The organism is Faecalibacterium longum (genome assembly GCF_040094125.1).
In the GTDB taxonomy this organism is placed as follows: Bacteria; Bacillota; Clostridia; order Oscillospirales; family Ruminococcaceae; genus Faecalibacterium; species Faecalibacterium longum.
On record NZ_JBBNIH010000144.1, the window covers coordinates 1 to 22,677 of the forward strand.

Annotated in this window: 21 protein-coding genes, 1 tRNA gene and 1 pseudogene; 17 read left to right on the plus strand and 6 right to left on the minus strand. The window is 60.1% G+C overall.

Features of this window, described 5'->3' with window-relative positions; genetic code table 11:
- Positions 1-99: 99 nt before the first annotated feature.
- The 3 genes and pseudogenes from AAAU26_RS08735 to AAAU26_RS08745 all read left to right on the plus strand — a co-directional run.
- Complete coding sequence (locus tag AAAU26_RS08735; RefSeq protein WP_227619355.1) at positions 100-873, plus strand: type III pantothenate kinase; 774 nt, start codon at positions 100-102, stop codon at positions 871-873.
- Positions 874-940: 67 nt separating this feature from the next.
- Positions 941-1,017 (plus strand) — tRNA-Arg (locus AAAU26_RS08740).
- Between the two features lie 59 nt (positions 1,018-1,076).
- Positions 1,077-1,187 (plus strand): annotated as a pseudogene (locus AAAU26_RS08745) (DUF6061 family protein); the annotation flags it as partial.
- Positions 1,188-1,225: 38 nt separating this feature from the next.
- Here AAAU26_RS08745 and AAAU26_RS08750 read toward each other — a convergent pair.
- Positions 1,226-1,693: a MerR family transcriptional regulator gene (locus AAAU26_RS08750; RefSeq protein WP_097775446.1), complete on the minus strand. Its 468-nt coding sequence runs from the start codon at positions 1,691-1,693 to the stop codon at positions 1,226-1,228.
- 117 nt (positions 1,694-1,810) lie between these two features.
- Between AAAU26_RS08750 and AAAU26_RS08755 the strand changes: the two genes are divergently transcribed.
- The 4 genes from AAAU26_RS08755 to AAAU26_RS08770 all read left to right on the plus strand — a co-directional run bounded on the left by AAAU26_RS08755 (position 1,811) and on the right by AAAU26_RS08770 (position 4,862).
- Entirely contained in the window at positions 1,811-2,350 is a 540-nt protein-coding gene (locus AAAU26_RS08755; RefSeq protein WP_207677170.1) for a flavodoxin family protein, read from the plus strand.
- Positions 2,350-3,102, plus strand: coding sequence for a carboxymuconolactone decarboxylase family protein (locus tag AAAU26_RS08760; protein ID WP_227619356.1), 753 nt, complete (start codon positions 2,350-2,352; stop codon positions 3,100-3,102). The genes AAAU26_RS08755 and AAAU26_RS08760 overlap by 1 nt, the downstream gene beginning before the upstream one ends.
- Positions 3,103-3,244: 142 nt before the next feature.
- Positions 3,245-3,475, plus strand: coding sequence for a hypothetical protein (locus AAAU26_RS08765; RefSeq protein ID WP_227619357.1), 231 nt, complete (start codon positions 3,245-3,247; stop codon positions 3,473-3,475).
- 19 nt (positions 3,476-3,494) lie between these two features.
- Positions 3,495-4,862, plus strand: coding sequence for an MATE family efflux transporter (locus tag AAAU26_RS08770; protein WP_227619358.1), 1,368 nt, complete (start codon positions 3,495-3,497; stop codon positions 4,860-4,862).
- 50 nt (positions 4,863-4,912) lie between these two features.
- Here AAAU26_RS08770 and AAAU26_RS08775 read toward each other — a convergent pair whose 3' ends face one another.
- Both AAAU26_RS08775 and AAAU26_RS08780 read right to left on the minus strand, forming a co-directional pair.
- Entirely contained in the window at positions 4,913-5,929 is a 1,017-nt protein-coding gene (locus AAAU26_RS08775; RefSeq protein ID WP_217210764.1) for an ATPase P, read from the minus strand.
- A gap of 69 nt (positions 5,930-5,998) precedes the next feature.
- Positions 5,999-7,357 carry an MATE family efflux transporter gene (locus AAAU26_RS08780; RefSeq protein ID WP_227619359.1) on the minus strand — a complete coding sequence of 453 codons (1,359 nt, stop codon included), beginning with the start codon at positions 7,355-7,357 and terminating at the stop codon, positions 5,999-6,001.
- 281 nt (positions 7,358-7,638) lie between these two features.
- On the opposite strand from AAAU26_RS08780, the gene AAAU26_RS08785 reads away from it, so the two are divergent.
- The 7 genes from AAAU26_RS08785 (at position 7,639) to AAAU26_RS08815 (ending at position 16,999) form a co-directional block, all read left to right on the plus strand.
- Entirely contained in the window at positions 7,639-9,294 is a 1,656-nt protein-coding gene (locus AAAU26_RS08785) for a putative manganese-dependent inorganic diphosphatase (protein WP_227619360.1), read from the plus strand.
- Between the two features lie 7 nt (positions 9,295-9,301).
- On the plus strand, positions 9,302-9,631 hold the full coding sequence (locus AAAU26_RS08790; RefSeq protein ID WP_227619361.1) for an acylphosphatase: 330 nt from the start codon (positions 9,302-9,304) through the stop codon (positions 9,629-9,631).
- A 433-nt stretch (positions 9,632-10,064) separates the two neighbouring features.
- Positions 10,065-11,498: a Wadjet anti-phage system protein JetA family protein gene (locus AAAU26_RS08795; RefSeq protein ID WP_227619362.1), complete on the plus strand. Its 1,434-nt coding sequence runs from the start codon at positions 10,065-10,067 to the stop codon at positions 11,496-11,498.
- A complete protein-coding gene (locus tag AAAU26_RS08800) occupies positions 11,482-12,090 on the plus strand; it encodes a DUF4194 domain-containing protein (RefSeq protein ID WP_149794707.1) in 609 nt (202 codons plus the stop codon). The genes AAAU26_RS08795 and AAAU26_RS08800 overlap by 17 nt, the downstream gene beginning before the upstream one ends.
- Complete coding sequence (locus tag AAAU26_RS08805) at positions 12,087-15,401, plus strand: ATP-binding protein (RefSeq protein WP_227619363.1); 3,315 nt, start codon at positions 12,087-12,089, stop codon at positions 15,399-15,401. The genes AAAU26_RS08800 and AAAU26_RS08805 overlap by 4 nt, the downstream gene beginning before the upstream one ends.
- On the plus strand, positions 15,398-15,631 hold the full coding sequence (locus AAAU26_RS08810; protein WP_227619364.1) for a hypothetical protein: 234 nt from the start codon (positions 15,398-15,400) through the stop codon (positions 15,629-15,631). The genes AAAU26_RS08805 and AAAU26_RS08810 overlap by 4 nt, the downstream gene beginning before the upstream one ends.
- 12 nt (positions 15,632-15,643) lie before the next feature.
- Positions 15,644-16,999, plus strand: a complete 1,356-nt coding sequence (locus AAAU26_RS08815; protein ID WP_227619365.1) for an MATE family efflux transporter — start codon at positions 15,644-15,646, stop codon at positions 16,997-16,999.
- 40 nt (positions 17,000-17,039) lie between these two features.
- Here AAAU26_RS08815 and AAAU26_RS08820 read toward each other — a convergent pair whose 3' ends face one another.
- Genes AAAU26_RS08820 through AAAU26_RS08830 form a run of 3 tightly spaced genes read right to left on the minus strand, consistent with a single transcriptional unit; the run spans position 17,040 to position 18,735 of the window.
- The gene (locus AAAU26_RS08820; protein ID WP_227619366.1) at positions 17,040-17,579 is read right to left on the minus strand and encodes a histidine phosphatase family protein; all 540 of its coding nucleotides are present in this window, start codon (positions 17,577-17,579) and stop codon (positions 17,040-17,042) included.
- A gap of 9 nt (positions 17,580-17,588) precedes the next feature.
- Entirely contained in the window at positions 17,589-18,491 is a 903-nt protein-coding gene (locus AAAU26_RS08825; protein WP_227619367.1) for a ketopantoate reductase family protein, read from the minus strand.
- Positions 18,492-18,525: 34 nt separating this feature from the next.
- Positions 18,526-18,735, minus strand: coding sequence for a hypothetical protein (locus AAAU26_RS08830; protein ID WP_227619368.1), 210 nt, complete (start codon positions 18,733-18,735; stop codon positions 18,526-18,528).
- Between the two features lie 145 nt (positions 18,736-18,880).
- Here AAAU26_RS08830 and AAAU26_RS08835 point away from each other — a divergent pair, with 145 nt between their 5' ends.
- From AAAU26_RS08835 to AAAU26_RS08845, 3 genes are all read left to right on the plus strand, one after another.
- Complete coding sequence (locus AAAU26_RS08835; protein ID WP_227619369.1) at positions 18,881-19,801, plus strand: LysR family transcriptional regulator; 921 nt, start codon at positions 18,881-18,883, stop codon at positions 19,799-19,801.
- Between the two features lie 351 nt (positions 19,802-20,152).
- Positions 20,153-21,655 (plus strand): carbon starvation CstA family protein, encoded by a 1,503-nt coding sequence (locus tag AAAU26_RS08840; RefSeq protein WP_227619370.1) that lies wholly within the window; start codon positions 20,153-20,155, stop codon positions 21,653-21,655.
- A 269-nt stretch (positions 21,656-21,924) separates the two neighbouring features.
- Positions 21,925-22,584, plus strand: coding sequence for a phosphatase PAP2 family protein (locus AAAU26_RS08845; protein ID WP_227619371.1), 660 nt, complete (start codon positions 21,925-21,927; stop codon positions 22,582-22,584).
- Positions 22,585-22,677: the final 93 nt, after the last annotated feature.

Genomic DNA, 22,677 nt, shown 5'->3' on the forward strand with positions numbered 1-22,677 from the left:
CTCCGCTGCGGCCATGGCCGCAGCGTCTCCCCTTGCCAAGGGAAGACGAAGGTGTTATATATTATATATACATTATAAGCAAGCAGGGAGGTACCAACCATGATACTTACCGTCAATCTCGGCAACACCCACATCACCATTGGCGGCTACGAGCACGACGACCTGAAATTCTGCGGACGGCTCCACACCGACCCCGCCGCCACCGTCGATGAATACGGCCTGCGGCTGCTGAATCTGCTTTCGCTCCACGGCGCTTCGCCAGAACAAATTGAGGGCGGCATTCTGGGCAGTGTGGTGCCTGCGCTGACGGGGCGGGTACTGGCCGCTTTGCAGATGCTCTGCCCGGTGCGCATCCTGACCGTCGGGCCGGGACTCAAGAGCGGCATCCGCCTCCGGCTGGACAATCCCGCCCAGCTGGGTGCCGAACTGCTCTGCGGCGCGGTGGCTGCACTGGCTGAGGGTTCTGGGCCTCTGGTGGTCATTTCTGCCGACACAGCCATCTCCCTGATGGCCGTCAACGAGAAACAGGAACTTGTAGGCGGCGTCATCCTGCCGGGGCCGCAGCTTTCGCTGGCTGCATTGGTGCAGAACACCGCCCAGCTGCCTCAAATCGACCTCTCCGCGCCTGCGCCCACCTCCGTACTGGGCAAGAACACTGCCGCCTGCTTGCAGAACGGCTTTGTCCTCGGCACTGCCGGGATGCTGGACGGGCTGGCTGACCATTTCTGCGCCGAGCTTGGCCCTGAGACGAAGTTCTACGCCACTGGCAATCTGCCCACGGCCATCCGGGACGCCTGCCGCACGCCCATCCTCTACCGTGAGACGCTCATCACGGACGGCCTGTACTGCATCTGGCTGCGGAATCGCCGCTGAAGTTTTATTTGCATTTTGCAAGAGGCTGTGCTATACTATATTGTACTGATTCATCAGTACAAATCGTGCGATCGTAGCTCAGCTGGATAGAGCGTTCGGCTCCGACCCGGAAGGCCAGAGGTTCGAATCCTCCCGGTCGCACCAAACAATGAAAATCCGAACCTTTTCTCAATGGGAGAAGGGTTCGGATTTTTTGTTTTCTACTGAATTATCTCATCTACAATGACCCGCTGGCGTATGCAGACCTGATTCTGAACGGCGAGCCGGAAGAATATTTGAAAAATACGGCTGGGAGCCATGGGTTAGAAGATTAAGAGAAATGCCGTTCCAAAAGCAACTGGAACGGCATTTCTTATCTTTCGATATTCGGCATCTTCTGTCCCCGAAGCTCCTGCCGGATGGCACGGAACTGCTCCGGCACATCCGCATCGGTCATTGCACCGGGGACATCCACTGTCCCAGCGGCTTTGGCGGCTTCATAGAACCAGCATTTATACTCCACGGTCTCCAGCGTGTGCTGTAACTGCTGGATCTGCTGGGTGAGCACCTCGCGCTGATGCCGGAACATTTCCAGCCGGGTGTCAATGGTGTCGTCTCCCTGCATGGAAAGCTCAATATACTGTCGGATGTCCTTGATGGACATTCCGGCTTTTTTCATGCAGCGGATGACCTGCAGCCACTCGAAGTCATTTTCCCGGAACATCCGAATGCCGCCGGAGGAACGCTCCACAAAGGGAAGTAACCCTTCTTTGTCGTAGTAGCGCAGGGTTGAGGCAGGTACGCCCAGCTTTTGTGCCATTTCACCTACGGTATAGATCATCTGAAACCTCCGTTTTTTCAAAAAGCCCTTGACTTAAAGTACGCTTTAAGTTGTATGATAAAATCAAACTTTATCAACATCATAATGCGGATGCACTCTGCTGTCAAGGAGGTTCCTATGAGCAAGAAGGTATTGATTTTGTCTGGCAGTCCCCGGAAGGGCGGTAACTCTGATATTCTATGCGATGAATTTCTGCGTGGAGCGCAGGATGCCGGGCACAAAGCAGAAAAGATCCGGGTCGCTGAGAAAAAGGTGGCTCCCTGTTCCGGCTGCTACTACTGCAGCACCCACGGCGGAGCCTGCGTCCACAAGGATGATATGGCAGACATCCTGCAAAAGATGATCGATGCCGATGTCATTGTGCTGGCAAGCCCGGTATACTTCTACTCCATCAGTGCCCAGTTGAAGGCAGTGATCGACCGTACCGTGGCACGGTGGCTTGAGGTCAAAGACAAGGAATTCTACTACATCACCACTATGGCAGACGAGGAAAAATCCTCTGCGGACACTACGCTGGCCTGCTTCCGGGGCTATGCAGACTGCGTGGAAGGAGCCGTGGAAAAGGGCGTCCTTGTAGCAGGTGGTGTCTATGAGCCGGGTGCGGTGCAAAACACCTCTGCCATGGCACAGGCTTACGAGATGGGGAGGAACGTATAATGGCAGTAAAACAGACCGCAGGGCGGGATGCTCTGGGCGAATTTGCACCAAAATTTGCAGAACTTAACGATGAGGTACTGTTCGGGCAGGTGTGGAGCCGAGAGGATAAACTCTCCCTCCGGGACCGCAGCCTTGTGACGGTGGTAGCACTGATGGCGCAGGGACTGACGGACTCCTCGTTTCGGTATCACCTGACGGCAGCGAAAAACAACGGTATTACCCGGACTGAGATTGCAGAGATCCTGACCCATGCGGCGTTTTATGCAGGTTGGCCCAAGGCGTGGGCGGCTTTCCGCATGGCCAAGGAAGTCTGGGCAGAGGACGCTGCAGAGGATGCCAAGGCAAAGCACCAGAGTGAAATGGTGTTCCCCATCGGTGCATCCAACGACGGTTTTGCACAATATTTCAGCGGAAAAAGCTATCTGGCCCCCTTGTCCACCGCACAGGTTGGCATTTACAACGTCACCTTTGAGCCGGGCTGCCGGAACAACTGGCACATCCACCATGCTGCAAAGGGCGGTGGGCAGATCCTTGTCTGCGTGGCAGGACGGGGCTACTATCAGGAATGGGGCAAAGCGCCACGGGAGCTGCATCCGGGCGATGTGGTGAATATTCCCCCGGAGGTCAAGCATTGGCACGGTGCTGCACCCGATTGCTGGTTCTCTCATCTGGCAGTGGAAGTACCCGGCGAAGGCACCTCTAACGAGTGGTGCGAGCCGGTGCCGGAAGAAACCTATAAGGAGTTGCGGTGATGCGTTTTGACGTACACCCAACCATGATGAAACAAAAATAGGGTGCGCCCTGCGGACGCACCCTGAAAAATCCACGAACAATAACGATATGTACAACAGAGCGTTCCCCGTCGGGAACGCTCTGTTTCTCTTTGCTGGAGGTATGATGCGCCTGTTCCGCCTGCCACGCGGCAAATTCTCTTTGGACTTCCTCGCTGTTCCAGCAGGCAAGGATGGCTGGGTCGTTGGAGAAGTCTATCTCATTTTTGTTGGAGCTATTTTGCAACAGACCCTTTTCTATTGTCAGAGGGCCATCTTTTTATATTGCAAAAAGCAAAAACATCTTTATAATAGAGCTTGTGCCCCGGTGTGCGCGGGCACTGTTTTGGGATAAGAAAAGGAAAAAAGAAACTATGAGTTCATCCGCAAAGTCTCTGACCGAAGGGCCTCTGGCCAAACAGATCCTCCTGGTCAGCCTGCCGCTGGTCCTGTCCAATCTGCTGCAGGTGCTCTTTAATATGTCGGACGTGGCTGTGGTGGGCCGGTTCGCAGGCTCCACGGCCCTCGGCTCGGTAGGCTCCACCAGCATCTTCGTCACCCTGTTCACCGGTTTTCTCATCGGTCTGAGCAACGGCATCAACGTGCTGGTGGCCCGGTTCTACGGTGCGCGCCATGCCGACGATGTGGAGAAGACCGTCCACTCGGCTCTGCTGGTCAGCATCGCCGCCGGCGTACTGCTCCTGCTCATCGGCCTGCTGGGTTCTCCGGCCCTGCTCCACCTGCTCAACACCAAAGAAGACCTCTACCCCGGCGCCGTGCTCTACCTGCGGGTGTACTTCCTCGGTATGCCGGCGCTGGCTCTTTATAACTACGGCAACGCCATCTTCAGCGCCATTGGCGAGACGAAAAAGCCGCTGTACTACCTGTGCATCGCGGGCGCGCTGAACATCCTGCTCAACCTCTTCTTCGTCATCGTCTGCCATCTGGACGTGGTGGGCGTGGCGCTGGCAAGTGCCATTTCCCAGTGCGTCTCGGCCTTCCTCGTTCTGCGGGCGCTGACCCGCGTGCAGGACTGCTACGCCCTGGACTTCCACAAGGTCGCCCTCGACCCTGCCACCACCCAGCGCATCCTCGCGCTGGGCCTGCCCGCCGGATTCCAGAACGCCGTCTTCGCCATTGCAAACCTCTTCATTCAGGCCGGTGTCAACTCCTTTGACTCCCTCATGGTCAAGGGCAACTCCGCCGCCGCCAACGCCGACAATATGATATACGACGCAATGGCCGCGTTCTATATGGCCTGCGCCAGCTTCATGAGTCAGAACTACGGCGCGGGCAAGCCTGACCGCGTGAAGAAGAGCTACTTCATCGCCCTCGCCTACTCCTTCGGCGTCGGCCTCGTGCTGGGCGGTTCGCTGTTCATCTTCGGGCGGCAGTTTCTCGCCCTCTTCACCACCGAGGGCGCCGTCATCGACGCCGGCATGAAGCGTGTGGGCGTCATGGGCTTTGCCTACTGCATCTCGGCCTTCATGGACTGCACCATCGCGGCCTCCCGCGGCCTGGGCAAGACAGTAGTGCCGACTGTCATCGTCGTCCTCGGCTCCTGCGTGTTCCGGGTCATCTGGGTCTACACCATCTTCGCCCACTTCCATACCATTCCCTCGCTCTACCTGCTCTACCCCTGCTCCTGGACGCTGACCGCCATCGCAGAGATCGTCTACTTCATCCACGCCTACAAGGACAGCATGAAGATATTCACTCAGCCCCAGCCCGCAGAAGTCTGATAAGACACAAAAATGCCATCGCCGCGAGGCGATGGCATTTCTTTATTTCGTTACTGATAATCGTGGTTGAGGAACATGGCCTTGATCTGGACGATCTCGTCGTACTCTTCCTGCTCCACCTGAACGTCGGCGTTGACCTCTTTGAGGCGGTTCTTCACAGCCTCGAGAGCTTCGGGCAGGGTGACGGCCCGGCCCTCCTGAAGAGCATCGGTCATCTGCTTGAGCACCACAGGGTGAGCGTAAATGTCCGGCACCGGGAAGTTCCCGCCGGGATAGGCTTTGATGTACTCGGCCATGGCCGCTTCGGCCCTGTCGGCACGCTTCATGATGGCATTACGGTTGTTGTGGGCCGTAGGCATCATGTTGTAGCTGGAGAAGAGGAAGATGGCCGCAAAGCCGAACAGCGCAAAGTAGATGCCGTAGTTTCCGGTGTGGTTGATGATGCTCTGGATGCCATAGGCCGCAGACACCACGCCGAACAGACTGATGATGAGCGCCACATATTTATACACCGGCTTGCTCTGCAGCTGGGCGCGCTTGCGGCGCTCGGCGGCGCTGAGCTCTTTGGCAAGCTCCGGTTTCTTGGCGAGGTAGTCCGATGCGCGCTTGAGCTGGCCCACGCTCTGCTCTGCCTCTTTCGAGAGCTGGGGCAGCCTCCGGGCAGCTTTCTCGGCCTTCTGGCGGGCAATTTCCGCCTCGCCTGCGGCGCTCAGACGCGGGATGTTGGGCTGTTCTTTCGCCAGAACTTCCAGCAGGGCGTCCACGTCCCGCTCGTCCTTGAAGTTGCACTGCTTCTGCTTGCCGCCGTCGTACTCCACCACGAGGTAAGCCATCGAGGCAAACATCCCCTTGCCGGAGAAGCCTCCCTGACTCATGGCCACCCGCTTAAACACACGGCTGATGCTGCCATAGGGCAGATAATACCGGCGGTCGATGTAAAAGCTGTTGAGGTAGAGGGCCTTTTTGCCCACGCCGCAGGGGCCGATCTTTTTGCAGGCTTTCTTATCGGCTTCCAGCGTTGCTTTGTCCAGATGGGCGAGGCCCAGTTGTGCAGGATGAAACAGCATAGAGAATCCCCTTCTTCCATTTCTTTTTCTCATTCTGCCACTCTGAGCCGAAAAAAGCAAGAGGAAGTTTCAGATGACCTTCTGCTCGAGCCATTTTTCCCGGACAAAACGCACCATAAAGCAGATGGAGCGGAACGCCCAGTCGAGATACATACCCATCCAGATGCTGAGCAGTCCGCCGCCCATCTTCAGGACCCACAGATAGCAGAAGCCCACGCGGAACACCCACATGGACACGATGCTGACGGTCATGGTGAAGCTGGCGTCGCCGGCGGCGCGGAGGATGTTGGGCAGGGTGAAGCTGGAGGGCCAGAAGAAGAGGGAGACGATATTGAACCACATCATGACTTCCAGCGCCATGGCCGAAGCCTCCGGCGAGAGACTGAACCAGGACAGCGCCCAGCGGTCAGCGAAGAAGAAGGCCGACAGGTTCATGACCCAGGCACCGCAGTAGGCCACCAGCAGCAGACGGCGGGCATACCAGACAGCCTGCTCTTTCTCGCCTGCACCGAGGCACTGGCCCACCACCGTGAGCACCGCCATGCCGACGGCGCTGGCCGGGATGTTCAGGAAGGTGCTGGTGGTGTTGGCCACGGCATTGGCCGCGATGGCGGCGGTGCCGAGGGTGCTGGTGAGGCTGGCCACAGACAGTTTGCCGATTTGGAACATCCCGTTCTCGATGCCCGCCGGGATGCCCACCCGCAGGATGCGCCGGATGAGCTTTCCGTCCGGCTTCAGGGCCGACAGGCCGGTGACGCGGAGCATACAACCCGGCTTCTGGAGCAGGAAGAGGACGGCACAGCAGGCCACCGCGCGGGAGACGAGGCTGGCCAGCGCCGCACCCATGACGCCCATCTTGAAGCCAAAGATGAGGATGGCATTGCCGCCGATGTTGACGACATTCATCACAAGGCTGGACATCATGCTGATCTTACTGTTGCCCTGCGCCCGGAAGAGGGCCGCGCCTGCGTTATACAGGCCGATGAAAGGGTAGCTCAGGGCCGACAGCAGGAAATATGTCTCGGCGTACTTCATCACATCGGCGTCGATGGAGCCGAAGATGCCCCGCAGGATGGCGTGGCGTCCCACCACGACCACCGCTGCCACAAGAATGCTGAAGCTGGACATGATGAACATGATCTGTGCGGCAGCAGCCCGGGCGCTCTTCTCCTCCCGATGGCCGATGTACTGGCTGGCGACCACCGCGCCGCCGGTGGCCAGCGCCGTCATGATCTGTATCATCAGGGTGTTGAAGGTGTCCACAAGGCTCACGCCCGACACCGCCGCCTCGCCCACCGACGACACCATGAGGGTATCGGCTAGGCCGATGGTCACGCTCAGGGCCTGCTCCGCAATGAGCGGCAGCAGCAGGGCCGTCAGCTGCTGGCGGGTAAACAAAGGCTTCGTTTCAAATTTTGTGCTCGTCATTCGCTCCTCCGCGCCGCCCCCGAAGGGGCTTTTTCAAAGTATACAGACTTATCCCTATGATACAGCGCCTTTTCCCAAAAGGCAAGAAGATGTATACAAGAATCTCTCAAAATTTTAAGAATCCTGCTCCTCTGCGCCACTTTACCCCCATTCCATCTTGTGTTACAATGAAAGTTACCAGAGGGCTTCCCTTTTCCGCGCCGTGCAGGGACGCGGATAAAACGGCGCTCCGGTATCATGATAAGAAGGACAACCCATGACCCACAAGGGGGAAGGAATCTATGCCAAAGACAGCTCATAAAGTCGTGGTCATCGGACATCGCAACCCGGACACCGACTCTATCTGCTCTGCCATTGCGTATGCAGAGCTGAAAAATAAGACAAGCTCCCTCGTCTGCGAGGCCCGCCGGGCCGGACGGATGAACCAGGAGACGGAATTCGTGCTCAAGCGGTTCGGCGTCGCGCCGCCCCGGATGTGTACCGATGTCAACCCGAAGATCCGTGATGTGGACTACCGCGAGATGCCCGGCATCCCCGGCTCCACCAGTCTGCGCAAGGCATGGGAGATCATGCGTGACCAGCAGATCGACACCCTGCCCATCACGAGCGCCGACAACGAGCTGGAAGGCATCATCACCGTGAAGGACATCGCCACGGCCAACATGGACGTGTTCGACACCGGTGTGCTTGCCACCAGCCGCACCACCTATAAAAATATCCTCGAGACCCTCGGCGGCACCATGGTCGTCGGCAACGAGAACGCCGTCTGCACCACCGGTCATATCAAAATCGGCACTGCCACCCCTGAGATGCTGGAAAACAACGTCGAAAAGGGCGACATCGTCATCCTGACCAACCGCTATGAGAGCCAGCTGTGCGCCATCGAGAAGGAAGCATCCCTCCTCATCATCTGCAACGGCGCCAAGGTGGGCCGCACCATCCAGCGCATTGCCGAGGAGACCGGCGTTGCCATCATGACCGCCCCCTGCGACACCTACGCCGCCGGCAAGCTCATGAGCCAGTGCGCCCCCATCTCCTACTATATGACCCGCGACGACATCATGAAATTCACCCTCGTCACCCCGGTGGCCGACGTCACCCGCGTGATGGCCAAGGTGCGCCACCGCTACTTCCCCATCCTCGACGAGGACGGCAAGTACTGCGGCATGGTCAGCCGCCGCAACATCATCGCCCTGCGCAAGCGCCGCATCATCCTGGTGGACCACAACGAGGCCACTCAGGCCGTGGAGGGCTTCGACCAGGCTGAGATCCTGGAGATCATCGACCACCACCGCATCGGCAGCCTTGAGACCAGCGGCCCGGTCTATTTCCGCAACCAGCCCGTAGGCTGCACCGCCACCATCATCACCCAGATGTACGATGAGAACGGCGTCGAGATACGGCCTCAGATCGCCGGTCTGCTGCTGGCGGCCATCCTCTCGGATACGCTGGTCTTCCGCAGCCCCACCTGCACTCCCGTCGATGTCTCCATCGCCAACCGCCTCGCCAAAATCGCGGGCGTCGAGATCGACGCCTTTGCCTCCGAGATGTTCGAGGCCGGCGAGAAGCTGGACGGCAAGACCCCGGAGGAAGTCTTCCTGCAGGATTTCAAGGTGTTCATGTGCGGCGACGTCCGCTTCGGCGTGGCGCAGGGCAGCTACATGACCCGCAAGAACCTGAAAGCGGCCCAGAAGCTGCTCACCCCCTATCTGCCCGAAGCCTGCGGCAAGCAGAACGTGGAGGACCTCTATATGCTGCTGACCGATGTGCCGAAGGAAGAGAGCGTCGTCATCTGCACCGGCCGTCATGCCGACGAGATGCTGCGCAGCGGCTTCGAGAAGGAGCCGGAAGAAGATGGCAGCTGGGTGCTGCCCGGCGTCGTCAGCCGCAAAAAGCAGTTCATCCCCGCTCTGATGAGCGCATATCAGGAGCTGTAAGCCGCTTATGTTTGATTTTCTGAATGAAAAGGACCGCCAGCCCCCCGCCCTGCCCGAGGGCACCGTCCGGCGGCGGTACTCCATCGAAGGGCAGGTGCAGGGCGTGGGCTTCCGCTACCGCGCCCGGTACGCCGCCCAGAGCCTTGGCCTCACCGGCTGGGTGGAGAACGAGGACGACGGCTCGGTCACGCTGGAGGTGCAGGGCGACCCGGCCCTCTTCCTCAAGCTGTTCGCCCTCATCCAGCGCAGCGACTATATCCAGATCACCTCGCTCCGCCAGCGCGACCTCGCCCCCGACCCATGGGAGCGGGATTTCCGGGTGCGCGGCTGCTGGTAAACGCCTCTTATAAACACGAAGCCCCCCGGAGTCCTGCATTCCGGGGGGCTGTTGTGCATCTATCAGGAGTAGTTCCGCCTTGTATTTCGAACGAGTACATTATCGGGGAGTTCTTCTGTATTTAAGGCTATCACAAATTCGTGGAAAATGTGTGTAATTTCAGGAAAAGATTGGAGAAATCCTTTCACACTTTCTTCTTTTTTCAGCAATTTGGTTGACAGAATGCCAAAGTCGTGCTATCATCGAATCAATCATTGTCAGGCTTTTGTGCGGCATTGCCGCCGGGTCTGGGAATAAGGGAGCGCCGCACGGGCCGGCAAAGGGGTTTTATACCGCTTTGCCGGCCCGTGTTTTTATTTCCCGGCGGGGTGCAAATCCCTGTCAACTGTGGTACAATAGAAGTCGATATTTACCGATTGAAAGGGGCATACGGATGCAGTTGTTTGAACTGGTCAGCCCGCGGCTGTTCCGGCCGCTGGCGGGGCCGAACCGGGCATTTTATGCAGAGCTGCTGCTCTTGCTGTGGGAGGAGTGCCGCCACACGGCAGATTACAGCATCCTGCGGGCCGAGGCCGTATCCCGGGCCGAGGATTACTTCGCCGCGCTGGCAAAGCCTCTGGCACTGGACGCCGACGACGCGGGCGATGAGGCCGAGCAGCCCACCCGCGACCCCCACACGCTGGCGCTGGGCTTTCTGCTGCGGCTGCGGCGCACCGGCTGGCTGGCCGAACAGCCCGGCAGCTACGAAGAAGAGCCTGCGCTGGCCTTTGTGCCGGAGGTGACGCCGCTTCTCGAAGCGCTGGAAGAGATCCTGAACCCCCGGGTCGTCACCTACACCGGCAAGCTCTACAAGGCGTGGCAGCTTTTGCAGAACGTGGGCGAAGAGAAGAGCCCCTACGAGAACGTCCTGCGGGAGGTAGCCGGCGACCTTGAGGCGCTGAACAAGTCCCTCCGCGCCCTCAACGCCTCCATCGGCCACTACATCGACCGCCTCACCCGCAACCGCACCCCGCAGGAAGTCTTGGAGCTTTTCGACCAGTACGAAGAAAAGGTGGTGGCGGCCGCCTACCACCGCTTCAAGACCAGCGACAACCTGTTCAACTACCGCGCCTTCCTCGAAGAGGGACTGGACGACTGCGAGACGAACTACCTGCCCCAGCTGGCGCTGGATTACGCCCGGGTGGAGCGCTGCGCCCCGAGCGAGGCCGCTCCCGCCGTCCGCGCCCTCATCCAGAAACAGCGGGACGCCCTCGAAGAGATGAGCACCCTCATCCGGGAGATCGACGCCAGCCACGTCCGCTACCGCAAGCGGGCCGTTCAGCGGGCGCAGTTCCTGCTGCTGAGCGACCGCTCGGCCCAGGGCAGCGTCACCGCCCTGCTGCGGCGGTACGCTGAGAACATCAAAACGCCCGACCAACTCTTTGAGCCGGACGACGGCCCGCTGGCCGCGCGGCTCAAGCTCTGGCCGGTGCAGGTCTTCGGCGAAAAGCCGCTCTATCCTCCGGCCGCACCCCGCACCGACGCGCCGCTGGCCCCGGTGCAGGCCGGACAGCTGGACGAAGAGCAGCTCCGCCGGGAGCAGAAGCTCCTGCTGGACTACGCCCGGATGGCCGTCACCGAGGAGAACGTGGACATCCTCGCCCGGCAGGCGCTGTCCGCACGGCCTTCTGTCTCGGCGTCCACCCTCGCCGACGAATACCCGAACGACTTCGCACGCATCATCGGACTGCACACCTACTCCCAGTCGCCGCGCCGCTGTTATGACATCCAGCTCACCGGCGAGTGGGCCACGCGGGGCGGCTTCCGGTTTGAAGAATTTACTCTGACACCCCGCAAGGAGGACGCCGAAGATGACCGAAACGAATAAAATGCTGGAAGAGTGCGCAAATTATCTGCTCAATCACTGCTTTGTGCTGGGCGGCGTGGAGGACCAGCGCGCCAAATATCTTTATGTTCAGGACCACCTCAACGAAGTGCGGGCCGTGTTTGCGCCGCTGGGCTACTCGGTGGTGCTCTACCCCGCCCCGCTGCAGGCGGCGGCCCTCGTCAACGAGCATGAGGGCAGTCAGGCTCGGCTTCTGAAGTACGAGAGCATCCTGCTCTTAGTCCTGCGCCTGCTCTACCTCCAAAAGCGGGAGAGCCTCTCGGCCAGCGCCGACCAGGTTCTGGTGACGGTGGAAGAGGTACAGGCCGAACTCCAAAAGATGAACCTGCCCCGCCGCCTCGACCAGCCCACGCTGGAAAAGCTGCTGCGCACCCTGCGCCGGTACAATCTGGCCCGGCCGGTGGGGCGGCTTTCCGGGCTGGACAGCCGCATCGAAGTATTCCCCACTGTATTGCTCGCTCTGCCGGATTCCGACCTTGCGGACGCTGCCGCCGAGGTAACCCGCACCCGCAGTGAGCTTTCGCTTTATGAGCGGCCGGAGGACGGCACCGCTGCCGTGGAGGTGGAAGAATGATAGAACTGAAACGCCTGAAGCTCATCAACTGGCACAACTTTGAGAACGTCACCTTCGACTGCGCCCGGCTGACCTACATGATCGGCGTCAACGCCGTGGGCAAGACCACCATCCTCGACGCCATCCGCTACTGCCTGACCACCAACCGCAACTTCAACGCTCTCGGCAACAAAAAGAGCGGCCGCACCCTGCAAGGCTCTGTCCACGCCAAGCAGCGCGGCGAGAACGCCTACCGCCGCCCGGGCCGCACCGTGGCCTACATCGGCGCGGAGTTCTGGGACAGCGTCAAGCGCACCCACTTCGTCATCGCCGTCCGGGTCGAGTCGGAAGGCCCCATGCAGGAGCTCCATCCCGGCGACCAGACCTGGTATATCTCCGAGGACGGCTGCACCCTCGAGCAGCTGCCCTTCATCGACCCCCGCACCGGCGCGCCCAGCTCGAAGGAGAACTTCAAGCCCGCTGTGGGCCGTCTCTCCTACACCCGCAGCCCCGGCGAAGCCCGCGACCGCATCTGCCGGGCGCTGGGCATCGGCCGCGCCGCAAGCCCGCTGGGCAAGAAGTTCAACGAAGTCTTCCAGATGGGTACCAGTATGGACGAGATCCCCAACTTCCGGGAGTTTTTATATCAGTACATCCTGCCTCAGCCCGAGCTTGATTTGGAAGCTTTGCAGGGCGACCGGGTGGAGTTGGAAAACCTCCACGCCGTGCTGGCCGAAGCCCAGACCCGCGCCGCCGCGCTGGAACAAATCGTGGACTATGGCCGCGAAGCTGCCCAGAAGGAAACGGAAGCCCTCGTCAACCGAGGCACTGCCCTGCTGGCCCGTGCTGAGGAAGCCGCCGCCGGGACGAACACCTGGCAGGAGCATCTTGCCGCCGGAAAGCGCCAGCACGAAGAGCTGACAGCCCGCTACGCCGCCGCAAAAGACGCCGAAGCCGAGGCCCGCCGGGCCTACCTCTCGGCCCACAGTGCCGCCGCCAGCGGCGAGGGCCGGGCGCTGGACGCCCTGAGTGAAGAGCTGGCCCGCAAAAAGACCGCACTGGACAAGGCCGGCCGGGACACTTCCAGAAGCGAAGCCGCCGCAGGCAAAGTGCAGAGCCTCTTGCAGAGCTTGCAGCGCAGCGGCTTTGCCGTCGAAAAATCGCTCTGGCCTGCCTCACTGACGGCGGAGACTCTGCCTCAGCTCCAAAGCGCCCTCGCCGGGCTGGAAAAGCCGCTGGAAGAGCAGTATTTCGCCGCACGGCAGAGCGCCGACGCCCTCACCGCCGAAGTACAGGAAAAGCAGGCGGAGCTGGCCTCCGTCTCGGGAGGCCGGTGGGTCTACCCCCACGGCGACGCCGCCACCAGAGTGCGGGACGCCGTGAACGCTGAGCTCAAGAGCCGCGGCATGACGCCGGACGCCAAAATCTTCTGCGAACTGCTGAGCGTCGAGGACGAGAGCTGGCAGGACTGCGTGGAAGCCTGCCTCGGCGACCGCCGGTTCGACATCCTCGTGCCGCCTGCCCACTACGCCGCCGCCAAGAGCGCCTTTGTGGCCCTGCGGGACAAGGTCGGCCCCATCAGCCTGCTGGACACCCCCAGCATCCGCACGGCCAACCGCAAGGCCGACGCCGCCCCTGCCGACAGCCTCGCCGCGCAGGTCCGAAGCGAGAACCCGCTGGCCGCACAGTACGCCGACACCATCCTGCGGCGCATCGTCTGCTGTGACACCCCCGACACACTGGAAAACTATCCCGACAGCGCTACCCGCGACCTGCTGCGCCACCACCCCTTCCGCCTCGAGCGTCTCCGCACACCCCAGCGGTATATCGGCCTTGACGCCCGCCGCGCCCGGGCCGAAGCGCTGACGAAAGCTCTGGATGAGCTGACCGCCCGCAGCAAGGAAGCGGCGCAGTCTGCCGCCGCCCTCAAAGCCGCACGGGACAGCTATCAGGATGTGCTGCACAGCAGCGTCATGGATGAGCTGGCCGCGCTGTGGGACGCCCGCGCCGCGCTGGAAGCGGCCCGCGCCGACTGCACCGCACAGGAGCAGAAGCTGGCCGAGTGCCGCGAGAACCCGATGCTGCAGCAGCTTTACAAAGAGGACGAGGCCCGCGAGGCCGCGTGGGACGCCGCCCGCGCCGCTGTGGAGACAGCCGGCGGCGACATCCGTGTCTGCGAAAAGCAGCTGGCCTCCTGCGAGGCTGAGCAGACCAAGGCAGAAGAGACCGCCAGGCAGGCAAAGGATGCCGCCGACCGGTTCTTCGGGCAGTACCCGCTTTTGGAGCCGCTGGCACGGGAGCGCTTTGCGGCCCTGAGCAAGGACAAAGGCCCGCGCTATGCGGCCCAGTCCGCCGAAAAGGCACAGGCCCGGCTGGACGACGCACTGGCCGTCTACCTCACCGGCACCCTCGAGCCTGCCCAGAAAGAGTACAACACCCGCTATGTCTGCGATCATCCGCTGGGCCTTACAGGCATCGAGCAGTACCGCGCCCAGCACGAGAGCCTCGTGCGCATTGATTTGGAGCGGTACGCCGCCCGCCTCGAGCAGGCACAGCGCGACTGCAAGGACCGCTTCCGCAAGGACATCCTCTTCCGGATGAAGGATGACATCTTCAACGCACGGCGGCAGTTCCGGGAGCTGAACAAGGTGATGGAACAGCTGACCTACGGCGAAGAGGTCTACCGCTTTGAGCTTGGCCCCAGCCGCGACCCCCAGCTGGCCGCATTCTATCAGGTCATCGTGGACAAGGGAAACCAGCAGATGACCGACGGCGACTCGCTGGACAACCTCGCCGCCACCGCCGACCCCGTCTATGAGCGTCAGGTGGACGAGCTGATGGAAAAGATCATGGCCGATGTGGACGAGAACACCCGCGCCCGGCAGGAGGGCCGCCGCCCCGAGAATGTCACCCTTTCGGATTATGTAGACTACCGCACCTATCTCGACTACGACATCAAAGTGACCAACACCGTCTCCGGCCAGCAGGCTTCCCTTTCCCGCGTCAGCCGCGATTCCTCCGGCGGCGAGAATCAGGCCCCCTTCTATGTAGCTATCTGCGCGTCGCTGCTCCAGATTTACCAGAAGAGCGAGAACAGCATCCGTCTGGTGCTGCTGGACGAAGCGTTCAGCAAGATGACCAGCGACCGCATCCGTCCCATGATGGAGCTGTTCCGCCGGATGCAGCTGCAGGTCCTGCTCATCTCCACCGTCGAGAAGAGCACCGCCATCCAGCCCTACTGTGACATCACCTATTCCATCGTGCGCCACGGCGACGTGAACGCCATCGCGCCCTTTTACCGTCTGAATGCATCGGAGGAAATTGGATCTTGAACGAACATCTTGTAAAATTCTGGCTCTTTGCCACCCACTGGATCGAGCTGGACACCTTTGACACCGAAGAAGAGCTGAACGACGAGATCGAACTGCTCCACCGCCAGAACCTGCCCACCAAGGTGCGTCAGCGCACCAAAAAGGACGGCGGCGAGGAGCTGGTGCTCTACGTCAAGCAGGCAGACCGGGATTATGCCCGCTACTGCACCGGCTGGCGGCCCGGGATGTAACAAGGAGTACCCATGTCAAAGCAGAAAATACAGTTATCTGACCACTTTGATTACAGCCGCCTTTTGCGGTTCGTGCTGCCCTGCGTCGGCACCATGCTGTTCACCTCCATCTACGGCATCGTGGACGGCCTGTGCGTCTCGAACTTTGTGGGCAAAACGGCTTTTGCCGCCGTCAACCTCATCATGCCTGTGCCGATGCTGGTCGGCTCGGTGGGCTTCATGCTTGGCACCGGCGGCAGCGCCATCGTGGGCATCACGCTGGGCGAGGGCGACCGGGAAAAGGCCGACCGCTATTTCAGCCTTTTTGTCTGGACGGGCCTCCTCGCGGGCATCGTTCTCTCCGCCGTCGGCGTTCTCATCGTCCGCCCGGCGGCGGCGCTGCTGGGCGCAGAGGGCGAGATGCTGGATTATGCCGTCCGGTATGGCCGCCTCCTGATGCTGTCCCTGCCCTTCTTCATTTTGCAGAATATGTTCCAGAGCTTCTTCGTCACCGCCGAAAAGCCGCATCTGGGCTTCGCCTTCACGGTGGCGGCAGGCGTTACCAACATGGTATTGGACGTCGTGCTGGTGGGTATGCTTCACGGCGGCGTGGAGGGCGCGGCCATCGCCACTTTCATCAGTCAGGCCGTGGGCGGCGTGCTGCCAGTGTTCTACTTCCTTAATAAGTGCTCCACCAGCTCTATCCATCTGGGCCGCGCCCAGTGGAACGGCGGCGTCATCCGCAGCGCCTGCATCAACGGCTCCTCGGAGCTGATGACCAATCTTTCCATGTCGCTGGTCAACATTCTTTACAATTACCAGCTCCTCCGCTTTGCCGGTGAAAACGGTGTCGCGGCTTATGGCGTCATCATGTATGCGGCGTTCCTGTTTGTGGCCGTCTTCGTGGGCTATGCCGTCGGCAGCGCCCCCATCGTCAGCTACCACTACGGCGCACGCAACCACGCCGAGCTGAACAACCTTTACTCCAAGAGTCTCCGCCTCATCGGCGTCATCGCCGTCGTTATGACCGCCCTCTCCATGCTGGTCATCCCCTATGTGGCCCGCATCTTTGTGGGCTACGACGCCGAGCTGCTGGCACTGACCAGCCACGCCTTCCGCGTCTACGCCCTGAACTTCTTCCTCATGGGCTTCAATGTCTACGGCTCCTCCTTCTTCACTGCTCTGGGCGACGGCGTGACCAGTGCGCTCATCTCCTTCCTGCGCACTTTGCTGTTCCAGCTGCTGGCCCTCATCTTCCTGCCCATGGTTCTGGGCATCGAGGGCGTCTGGCTGGCCGTCACGGCAGCCGAAGCCGGTGCGCTCTGCGTCACGGTACTGATGTTCATCACCAAGGACAAAGTTTTCCACTATCGCAAAGCATCCTGTTGAAAAGAAAGGCCATCGGGTTCTCCCGATGGCCTTTTTGCTGTTATTCGAACCGGTATTCCACCAACTCACAGTTTTTGATGCCGGCGGCGGAATACTCCTCGTTGGTCATATCGTGGAAATAGGACTCCACTACACGGGCAATGCCGTTGTGAGCCACGAGAAGATAGGTCTTGTTCTCATCCTGCCGCAGCTCGTCCAGCAGATTATAAATGCGCTGGGCCAGCTGCATCATGCTCTCGCCGCCGTCGTAGCGGTCGGCAAAATGGGTCTTGGAGATGCGGAACTCTGCGCCGTCCCGGGGCGTGCCTTCGTATTTGCCAAAGCACTGCTCCCGCAGGCGGGGCTCACAGCGGGCGGGCAGGCCGGTGGCCTCGGCCACGGCCTTTGCGGTGTCGGCGGCGCGGCTCAGAGGCGAGTACAATATCTCGTCGATGTGGACGCCGCTTTCCTTGACCTTCTGGCCCAGCTCCCGGGCCTGCTGACGGCCTTTTTTGGTGAGGGGGCTGTCGGTCATGCCGCAGATCTTATTCTCCACGTTCCAGACCGTCTCGCCGTGGCGGGCAAAATAAATGCTGTGCATGGTGTCTCCTTATTTATTGTAATTGGCCTCGATCTCCCGGATCTTTTCATAGAAGAAATCGTTGGCCGGAGTGGGCATCCCGTGCTTTTGGGCCAGACGGCGGACGACACCTGCAAACTGCTCCACCTCGGTGGGGCGCTTGGCGAGGACGTCCTGCCGCATACTGGGCATTCCGTCGGGCTTGAAGGTGGGGGCCATGGATTCGAGGAAGGCTTTGTGGTTGTCGGCAGGCAGATTGACGCCCTCCAGCACCGACAAATCAATGACTTCCTGCATAGCTTCAATCATCTTATCATAGGCCGGGCCGGGCTTGGTCAGGCCGCCGTAGGGCAGGTCAAAAGCAGCGGCCGCCTGATTGAGGCCGTCGTTGACCATCAGCTTGCTCCACTGCTTGAAGAGGATGTCATTGCAGGGCTCGCTGGCGATGCCGCAGGCGGTGAGGTATTCGTCCACCGCTTTTACGCGGTCGGTCATCTCGCCGCTCTTCTCACCGAACTGAATGCGGCCTTCGGCACCGAACGTCAGGCTGCGGCCCACGCGGGTAGCGTCCATCCCGATGGCGACGCTCCACAGGCAGTGGCCGGGATAGACAGCTTCGATGTCATTCTCACTGGTGATGCCGTTGAGCACGCTGACGATGATAGTGTCGGGGCCGACGAACTTTTTGATGTCCTTGATGGCCTGCTCAAGCACAGTGGCCTTGACGGCCACGAGGACCAGGTCAACCGGCTGGCCCTGCTCCGGCGTAACATAGTCGAAATGGCACTCTTTGCCGTTGCAGACCACCGGCTGGGCCGAGTAGCGGGCAACGCGCTCCGCGTCCGCAATGACCTTCACGCCGGGCATCTTCCGGCCAAAGAGGATGCCCAGCGCACCCAGGCCGATGAGGGCAGAAGTCTCGATTTTTTTCATGATGTTCCTCTCCTTTTCCAGCTCTCTTCCAAATTCAGGCTTTGCGCAGGGTCGTGCCGTCCCAGAGCACAGTGTCTCCCTCGTCGATGCCCTGCCGTGTCAGCTCGGCGTCGGGGCAGGACAGGGTCTTCCGGATGCCGTCCGCTGCCTCTACCGTCACGTCACAGCAGACCTCGGCCCCTTCGGGCAGCTCTTCGCAGCCGTACATCTGCTCTTCGATGCGCACAACGCGGTAACGCTCCATAGCTTCCACCTCCTGCCCTGCTTTTGAGCGGGGCATTTTTCTTTATTATAAGCCCCGCTCTTCGAGGCGTCAACCGCGGCTTGACACGCCTGCCGCCGGGCTGATAAAATAAAGGAGAATCTGCATTGACCGGGGGAGAAGAGCTTTGAACATCACAGAACTGCGTTATCTCGTTGCCATTAAGAAATGGGGCTCGGTGAGCGCTGCGGCAAAGCAGCTCTACGCCGCCCAGCCCAACGTCAGCAAAGCGCTGAAGAATCTGGAAGAGGAATACGGCCTGCGCATCTTTGAGCGCTCGTCCACCGGCATGATCCCCACCGAGCAGGGGCGGCGGTTCATCGAGCAGGCCGCGCGGGTGTTGGAAGAGGTAGACCGCCTGACCGAAGATGCCCACCACGCCCGGGAGCGCTGCGCCGAGCTGCGGGTGATGATCTCCCACGCCACCTACGCCTCCTATGCGGCGGTGGATTTCTTGAAAGAAGCCGCCGGGGCCGACCAGCTCCGCATCCACATCCGGGAGGGCGGCTCCATGGAGGCGCTGGACTTCGTGCTGCGCCGGGGTTATCACCTGGCGCTGCTGCGGTATGCCGCCGAGGACGACGACCACTACATCCACTACTGCGCCCGCCGGGGCCTGAAAATGGAGCCTGTGATGGAGTTCGAGTACCGCCTGCTCACCAACCGGGACGGCCCGCTGGCCAAGCACGAGGTGAAAGACCTCTCGGAGCTGAACCATTATATGGAGATCATGCACGACGACTTCCAGCTCCCCGGCGAAGACGGCGGCGACGGCGTGCGCTGGCACGTCAACGACAGCCGCCGCATCCATGTCTACGAGCGGTGCAGCCAGCTTTCTATCTTGCAGCAGCTGCCCTCAGCTTATATGTGGGCCTCCCCCATGCCCCAGCGGGCGCTGGACCAGTTCCATCTGGTGCTCAAAAAATGCCCCGCCCAGCGTCAGGTCATGCGGGACGTGCTGGTCTACCCCGACCACGGCGCGCTCCGGTCCGAAGAACAGGCATTCATCGACCTGCTCCACCGGGAAGCCGCCCTCACGGTAAAATAAGGACGTTTTTCAGTTCTCGCCATTTTATGCGAAAAAGCCACGAAAAAAGGCAAAAAAGTGCCTCGCCTCAGCACTCTGCACAAAAACGTGCAAGAATTTTCGGCAAACTGCCCTCCGGACATTTCCGGAATCGTTTCAAAGAGAAACAGCCTCGAAATTCAATCGCATCTTCGTTAAAATATGGCCCGGCATCCCACAAACAGGGTGCCGGGCCATATATTTTTTGATATATGACCCATACCAGAAGCATATTATTCATTTTATGAAGAATGTGTTAACATAAGGCCAAGGATGATTTTGGCAGTCGGCAGAATGGGGCCGGCTGTAGAAATCAAAAAGGAGGTTTCTGGTATGATTAGTTTCTTACTCTGTTTAGCGATCCTGATCGGCGGTTACTTCGTCTATGGCAAGATCGTTGACAACACGTTCGGACCCGATGACCGTGAAACTCCCGCTGTCCGCATCAACGACGGTGTTGACTACGTCGTGATGCCCCAGTGGAAGCTGTTTCTGGTCCAGCTGCTGAACATCGCGGGCCTCGGCCCCATCTTCGGCGCACTGCAGGGTGCTCTGTGGGGCCCTGTGGTATTCCTGTGGATCACCTTCGGCACCATCTTTGCAGGTGGTGTCCACGACTACTTCTCCGGCATGATGAGCGAGCGTAATGACGGCGGCTCTATCGCAGAGATCACCGGCAAATACCTCGGCCCTGTGATGCAGAACGTCATGCGTGTGTTCTCCGTCGTGCTGCTGATCATGGTCGGTACTGTGTTCGCAGTCGGCCCTGCCGGCCTGATCGTCACCCTGTGCAAGAACAACGGTATGTCCGGTGTTCTGACCACTACCCTGTTCTGGCTGGTCATCATCCTGGTCTACTACTTCATCGCGACCTTCATCTCCATCGACGCCGTCATCGGTAAGATCTACCCCATCTTCGGCATCTGCCTGATCATCATGGCTGTCGGCGTTATCTTTGGCATCTTCACCAACCCCGCCTACACCATCCCCGAGATCTGGGAGCACTTCGGCAGCATGCATCCCTCCGGAACTCCTATCTGGAGCTTCATGTTCATCACCGTCGCCTGCGGCGCTATCTCCGGTTTCCACTCCACTCAGTCGCCTCTGATGGCTCGCTGCATGAAGAGTGAGAAGCAGGGCCACTTCGTCTTCTACGGCGCAATGGTCTGCGAGGGCATCATCGCTCTGATCTGGGCCGCAGCTGGCTGCTCCCTGTACGAGATCACCGGTGGTCTGAACACCGGTCTGGCAGCTGCTCTGGCTGAGGGCCAGTCCGCTGCTATCTACGACGTCTGCTCCAAGACCATGGGCGGTGTGGGCATCGCACTGGCTATGATCGGCGTCGTCGTCTGCCCCATCACCTCTGGCGATACCGCATTCCGTTCCGCTCGTCTGACCCTGGCCGACTGGTTCAAGATCGATCAGGACAGCTACGCAAACCGCCTGAAGCTCTGCATCCCCGTTCTGGGCGTTGGCTCTTTCCTGGGCATCGGCAATGCACTGGGCTTCATCAACTACACCGTTATCTGGCGCTACTTCAGCTGGACCAACCAGACTCTGGCTATGATCGTTCTGTGGGCTGCTTCCATGTACCTCTTCCAGGAGAAGAAGAACTACTGGATCACCGCTGTGCCTGCTACCTTCATGAGCGCAGTTTCTTCTACTTACTTCATTCTGGCTCCTGAGTGCCTGGGCAGCATCCTCAACAGCAAGACCGCTGAGGGCGCTACCATCTACAACACCGCTGTTGCATATCCCATCGGCGTTATCTTCGCCATCGCAATGCTGGCTCTCTTCCTCCATGCGACCAAGAAGCACGCTGCAAAGAATGCATAACAGCCCAGCGTACTCATCTGAGTTTCGCCGCCGTCTGAACTTACCCATTCCGAACGGCATTGCTTGAACTTCAAGCAACAAGCCGCTGCTAACTGGCAGCGGCTTGTTTTTGTTTGCGGCACAAAAACAGCTCGACTATCTGCACAGTTTTTCGCAGGCTGTTTTAGTAAGATTGTCAGATTTTTGTCTTGTTTTGTTCATGATTGGGGCGTATAATGCTATGAAGCCGGGGCGAAATGGAATACTGCCCCTAAAAGGAAGTGTTACTGATGCGCAGCTGGATCGCACGCCATCCCATCTCTTTCATGGCTCTTTATACTGTATTTTATCTGACCGCGTTCCACTGGCTCGAGGTGAATATCACCGTCCCTGCCATCTGGGTACACTGCCAGCTGGACGATGTCATCCCTTTCTGCAAGTACGCCATCGTCCCCTATTTTGCATGGTTCGCGTGGATCCCCTTTACCCTGTTCTATCTGCTGCGGCACGGCGAGCGCAGCGACTTCTGGCGGGTCTGCCTGTGCCTCTTCGCCGGTATGACCATCGCGCTGAGCTGTTATGTCCTTCTGCCCACAGGGCTTGCTCTGCGGCCCTACCGGGTGTATGGCAGCGACATCTTCGCCCGTCTGGTGCGGATGCTCTATGCCGTTGACAGCTCCAAGAATGTCTGCCCGTCCATCCACGTCCTCAACACGGTGACGTTGATGATAGGCTACCGCCGGAGCCGCTGCTTCGACGAGCCGGGCCGCCGCTGGATGCGGCCTGCCGCGAATGTTCTGGGCATGGCCATCATCCTGTCCACCATGCTGCTCAAGCAGCACAGCTGCATCGACGTGGTGCTGGGCGCAGCGCTGGCCTTTGCGCTGGATGCTGCCGCCAGCAGCCTCGAGCGCTCGGGAGAGATGCGCCGCGTTCCGCAGCGGCTCTGATTAGCTGCGAAGCAGCAAATCGGAGAAACGAGAAAAAAGCGTTTAGCGAAGCGGCTAGCTTTTTTCCGTTTCGACTTCCCCTTCGGGGTCTGA

Bases quoted from the DNA above. Each gene is read 5' to 3' on its own strand.
- AAAU26_RS08735 (WP_227619355.1), top strand. From the start codon at position 100: ATGATACTTACCGTCAATCTCGGCAACACCCACATCACCATTGGCGGC.
- AAAU26_RS08750 (WP_097775446.1), bottom strand. From the start codon at position 1,693: ATGATCTATACCGTAGGTGAAATGGCACAAAAGCTGGGCGTACCTGCC.
- AAAU26_RS08755 (WP_207677170.1), top strand. From the start codon at position 1,811: ATGAGCAAGAAGGTATTGATTTTGTCTGGCAGTCCCCGGAAGGGCGGT.
- AAAU26_RS08760 (WP_227619356.1), top strand. From the start codon at position 2,350: ATGGCAGTAAAACAGACCGCAGGGCGGGATGCTCTGGGCGAATTTGCA.
- AAAU26_RS08765 (WP_227619357.1), top strand. From the start codon at position 3,245: ATGATGCGCCTGTTCCGCCTGCCACGCGGCAAATTCTCTTTGGACTTC.
- AAAU26_RS08770 (WP_227619358.1), top strand. From the start codon at position 3,495: ATGAGTTCATCCGCAAAGTCTCTGACCGAAGGGCCTCTGGCCAAACAG.
- AAAU26_RS08775 (WP_217210764.1), bottom strand. From the start codon at position 5,929: ATGCTGTTTCATCCTGCACAACTGGGCCTCGCCCATCTGGACAAAGCA.
- AAAU26_RS08780 (WP_227619359.1), bottom strand. From the start codon at position 7,357: ATGACGAGCACAAAATTTGAAACGAAGCCTTTGTTTACCCGCCAGCAG.
- AAAU26_RS08785 (WP_227619360.1), top strand. From the start codon at position 7,639: ATGCCAAAGACAGCTCATAAAGTCGTGGTCATCGGACATCGCAACCCG.
- AAAU26_RS08790 (WP_227619361.1), top strand. From the start codon at position 9,302: ATGTTTGATTTTCTGAATGAAAAGGACCGCCAGCCCCCCGCCCTGCCC.
- AAAU26_RS08795 (WP_227619362.1), top strand. From the start codon at position 10,065: ATGCAGTTGTTTGAACTGGTCAGCCCGCGGCTGTTCCGGCCGCTGGCG.
- AAAU26_RS08800 (WP_149794707.1), top strand. From the start codon at position 11,482: ATGACCGAAACGAATAAAATGCTGGAAGAGTGCGCAAATTATCTGCTC.
- AAAU26_RS08805 (WP_227619363.1), top strand. From the start codon at position 12,087: ATGATAGAACTGAAACGCCTGAAGCTCATCAACTGGCACAACTTTGAG.
- AAAU26_RS08815 (WP_227619365.1), top strand. From the start codon at position 15,644: ATGTCAAAGCAGAAAATACAGTTATCTGACCACTTTGATTACAGCCGC.
- AAAU26_RS08820 (WP_227619366.1), bottom strand. From the start codon at position 17,579: ATGCACAGCATTTATTTTGCCCGCCACGGCGAGACGGTCTGGAACGTG.
- AAAU26_RS08825 (WP_227619367.1), bottom strand. From the start codon at position 18,491: ATGAAAAAAATCGAGACTTCTGCCCTCATCGGCCTGGGTGCGCTGGGC.
- AAAU26_RS08830 (WP_227619368.1), bottom strand. From the start codon at position 18,735: ATGGAGCGTTACCGCGTTGTGCGCATCGAAGAGCAGATGTACGGCTGC.
- AAAU26_RS08840 (WP_227619370.1), top strand. From the start codon at position 20,153: ATGATTAGTTTCTTACTCTGTTTAGCGATCCTGATCGGCGGTTACTTC.
- AAAU26_RS08845 (WP_227619371.1), top strand. From the start codon at position 21,925: ATGCGCAGCTGGATCGCACGCCATCCCATCTCTTTCATGGCTCTTTAT.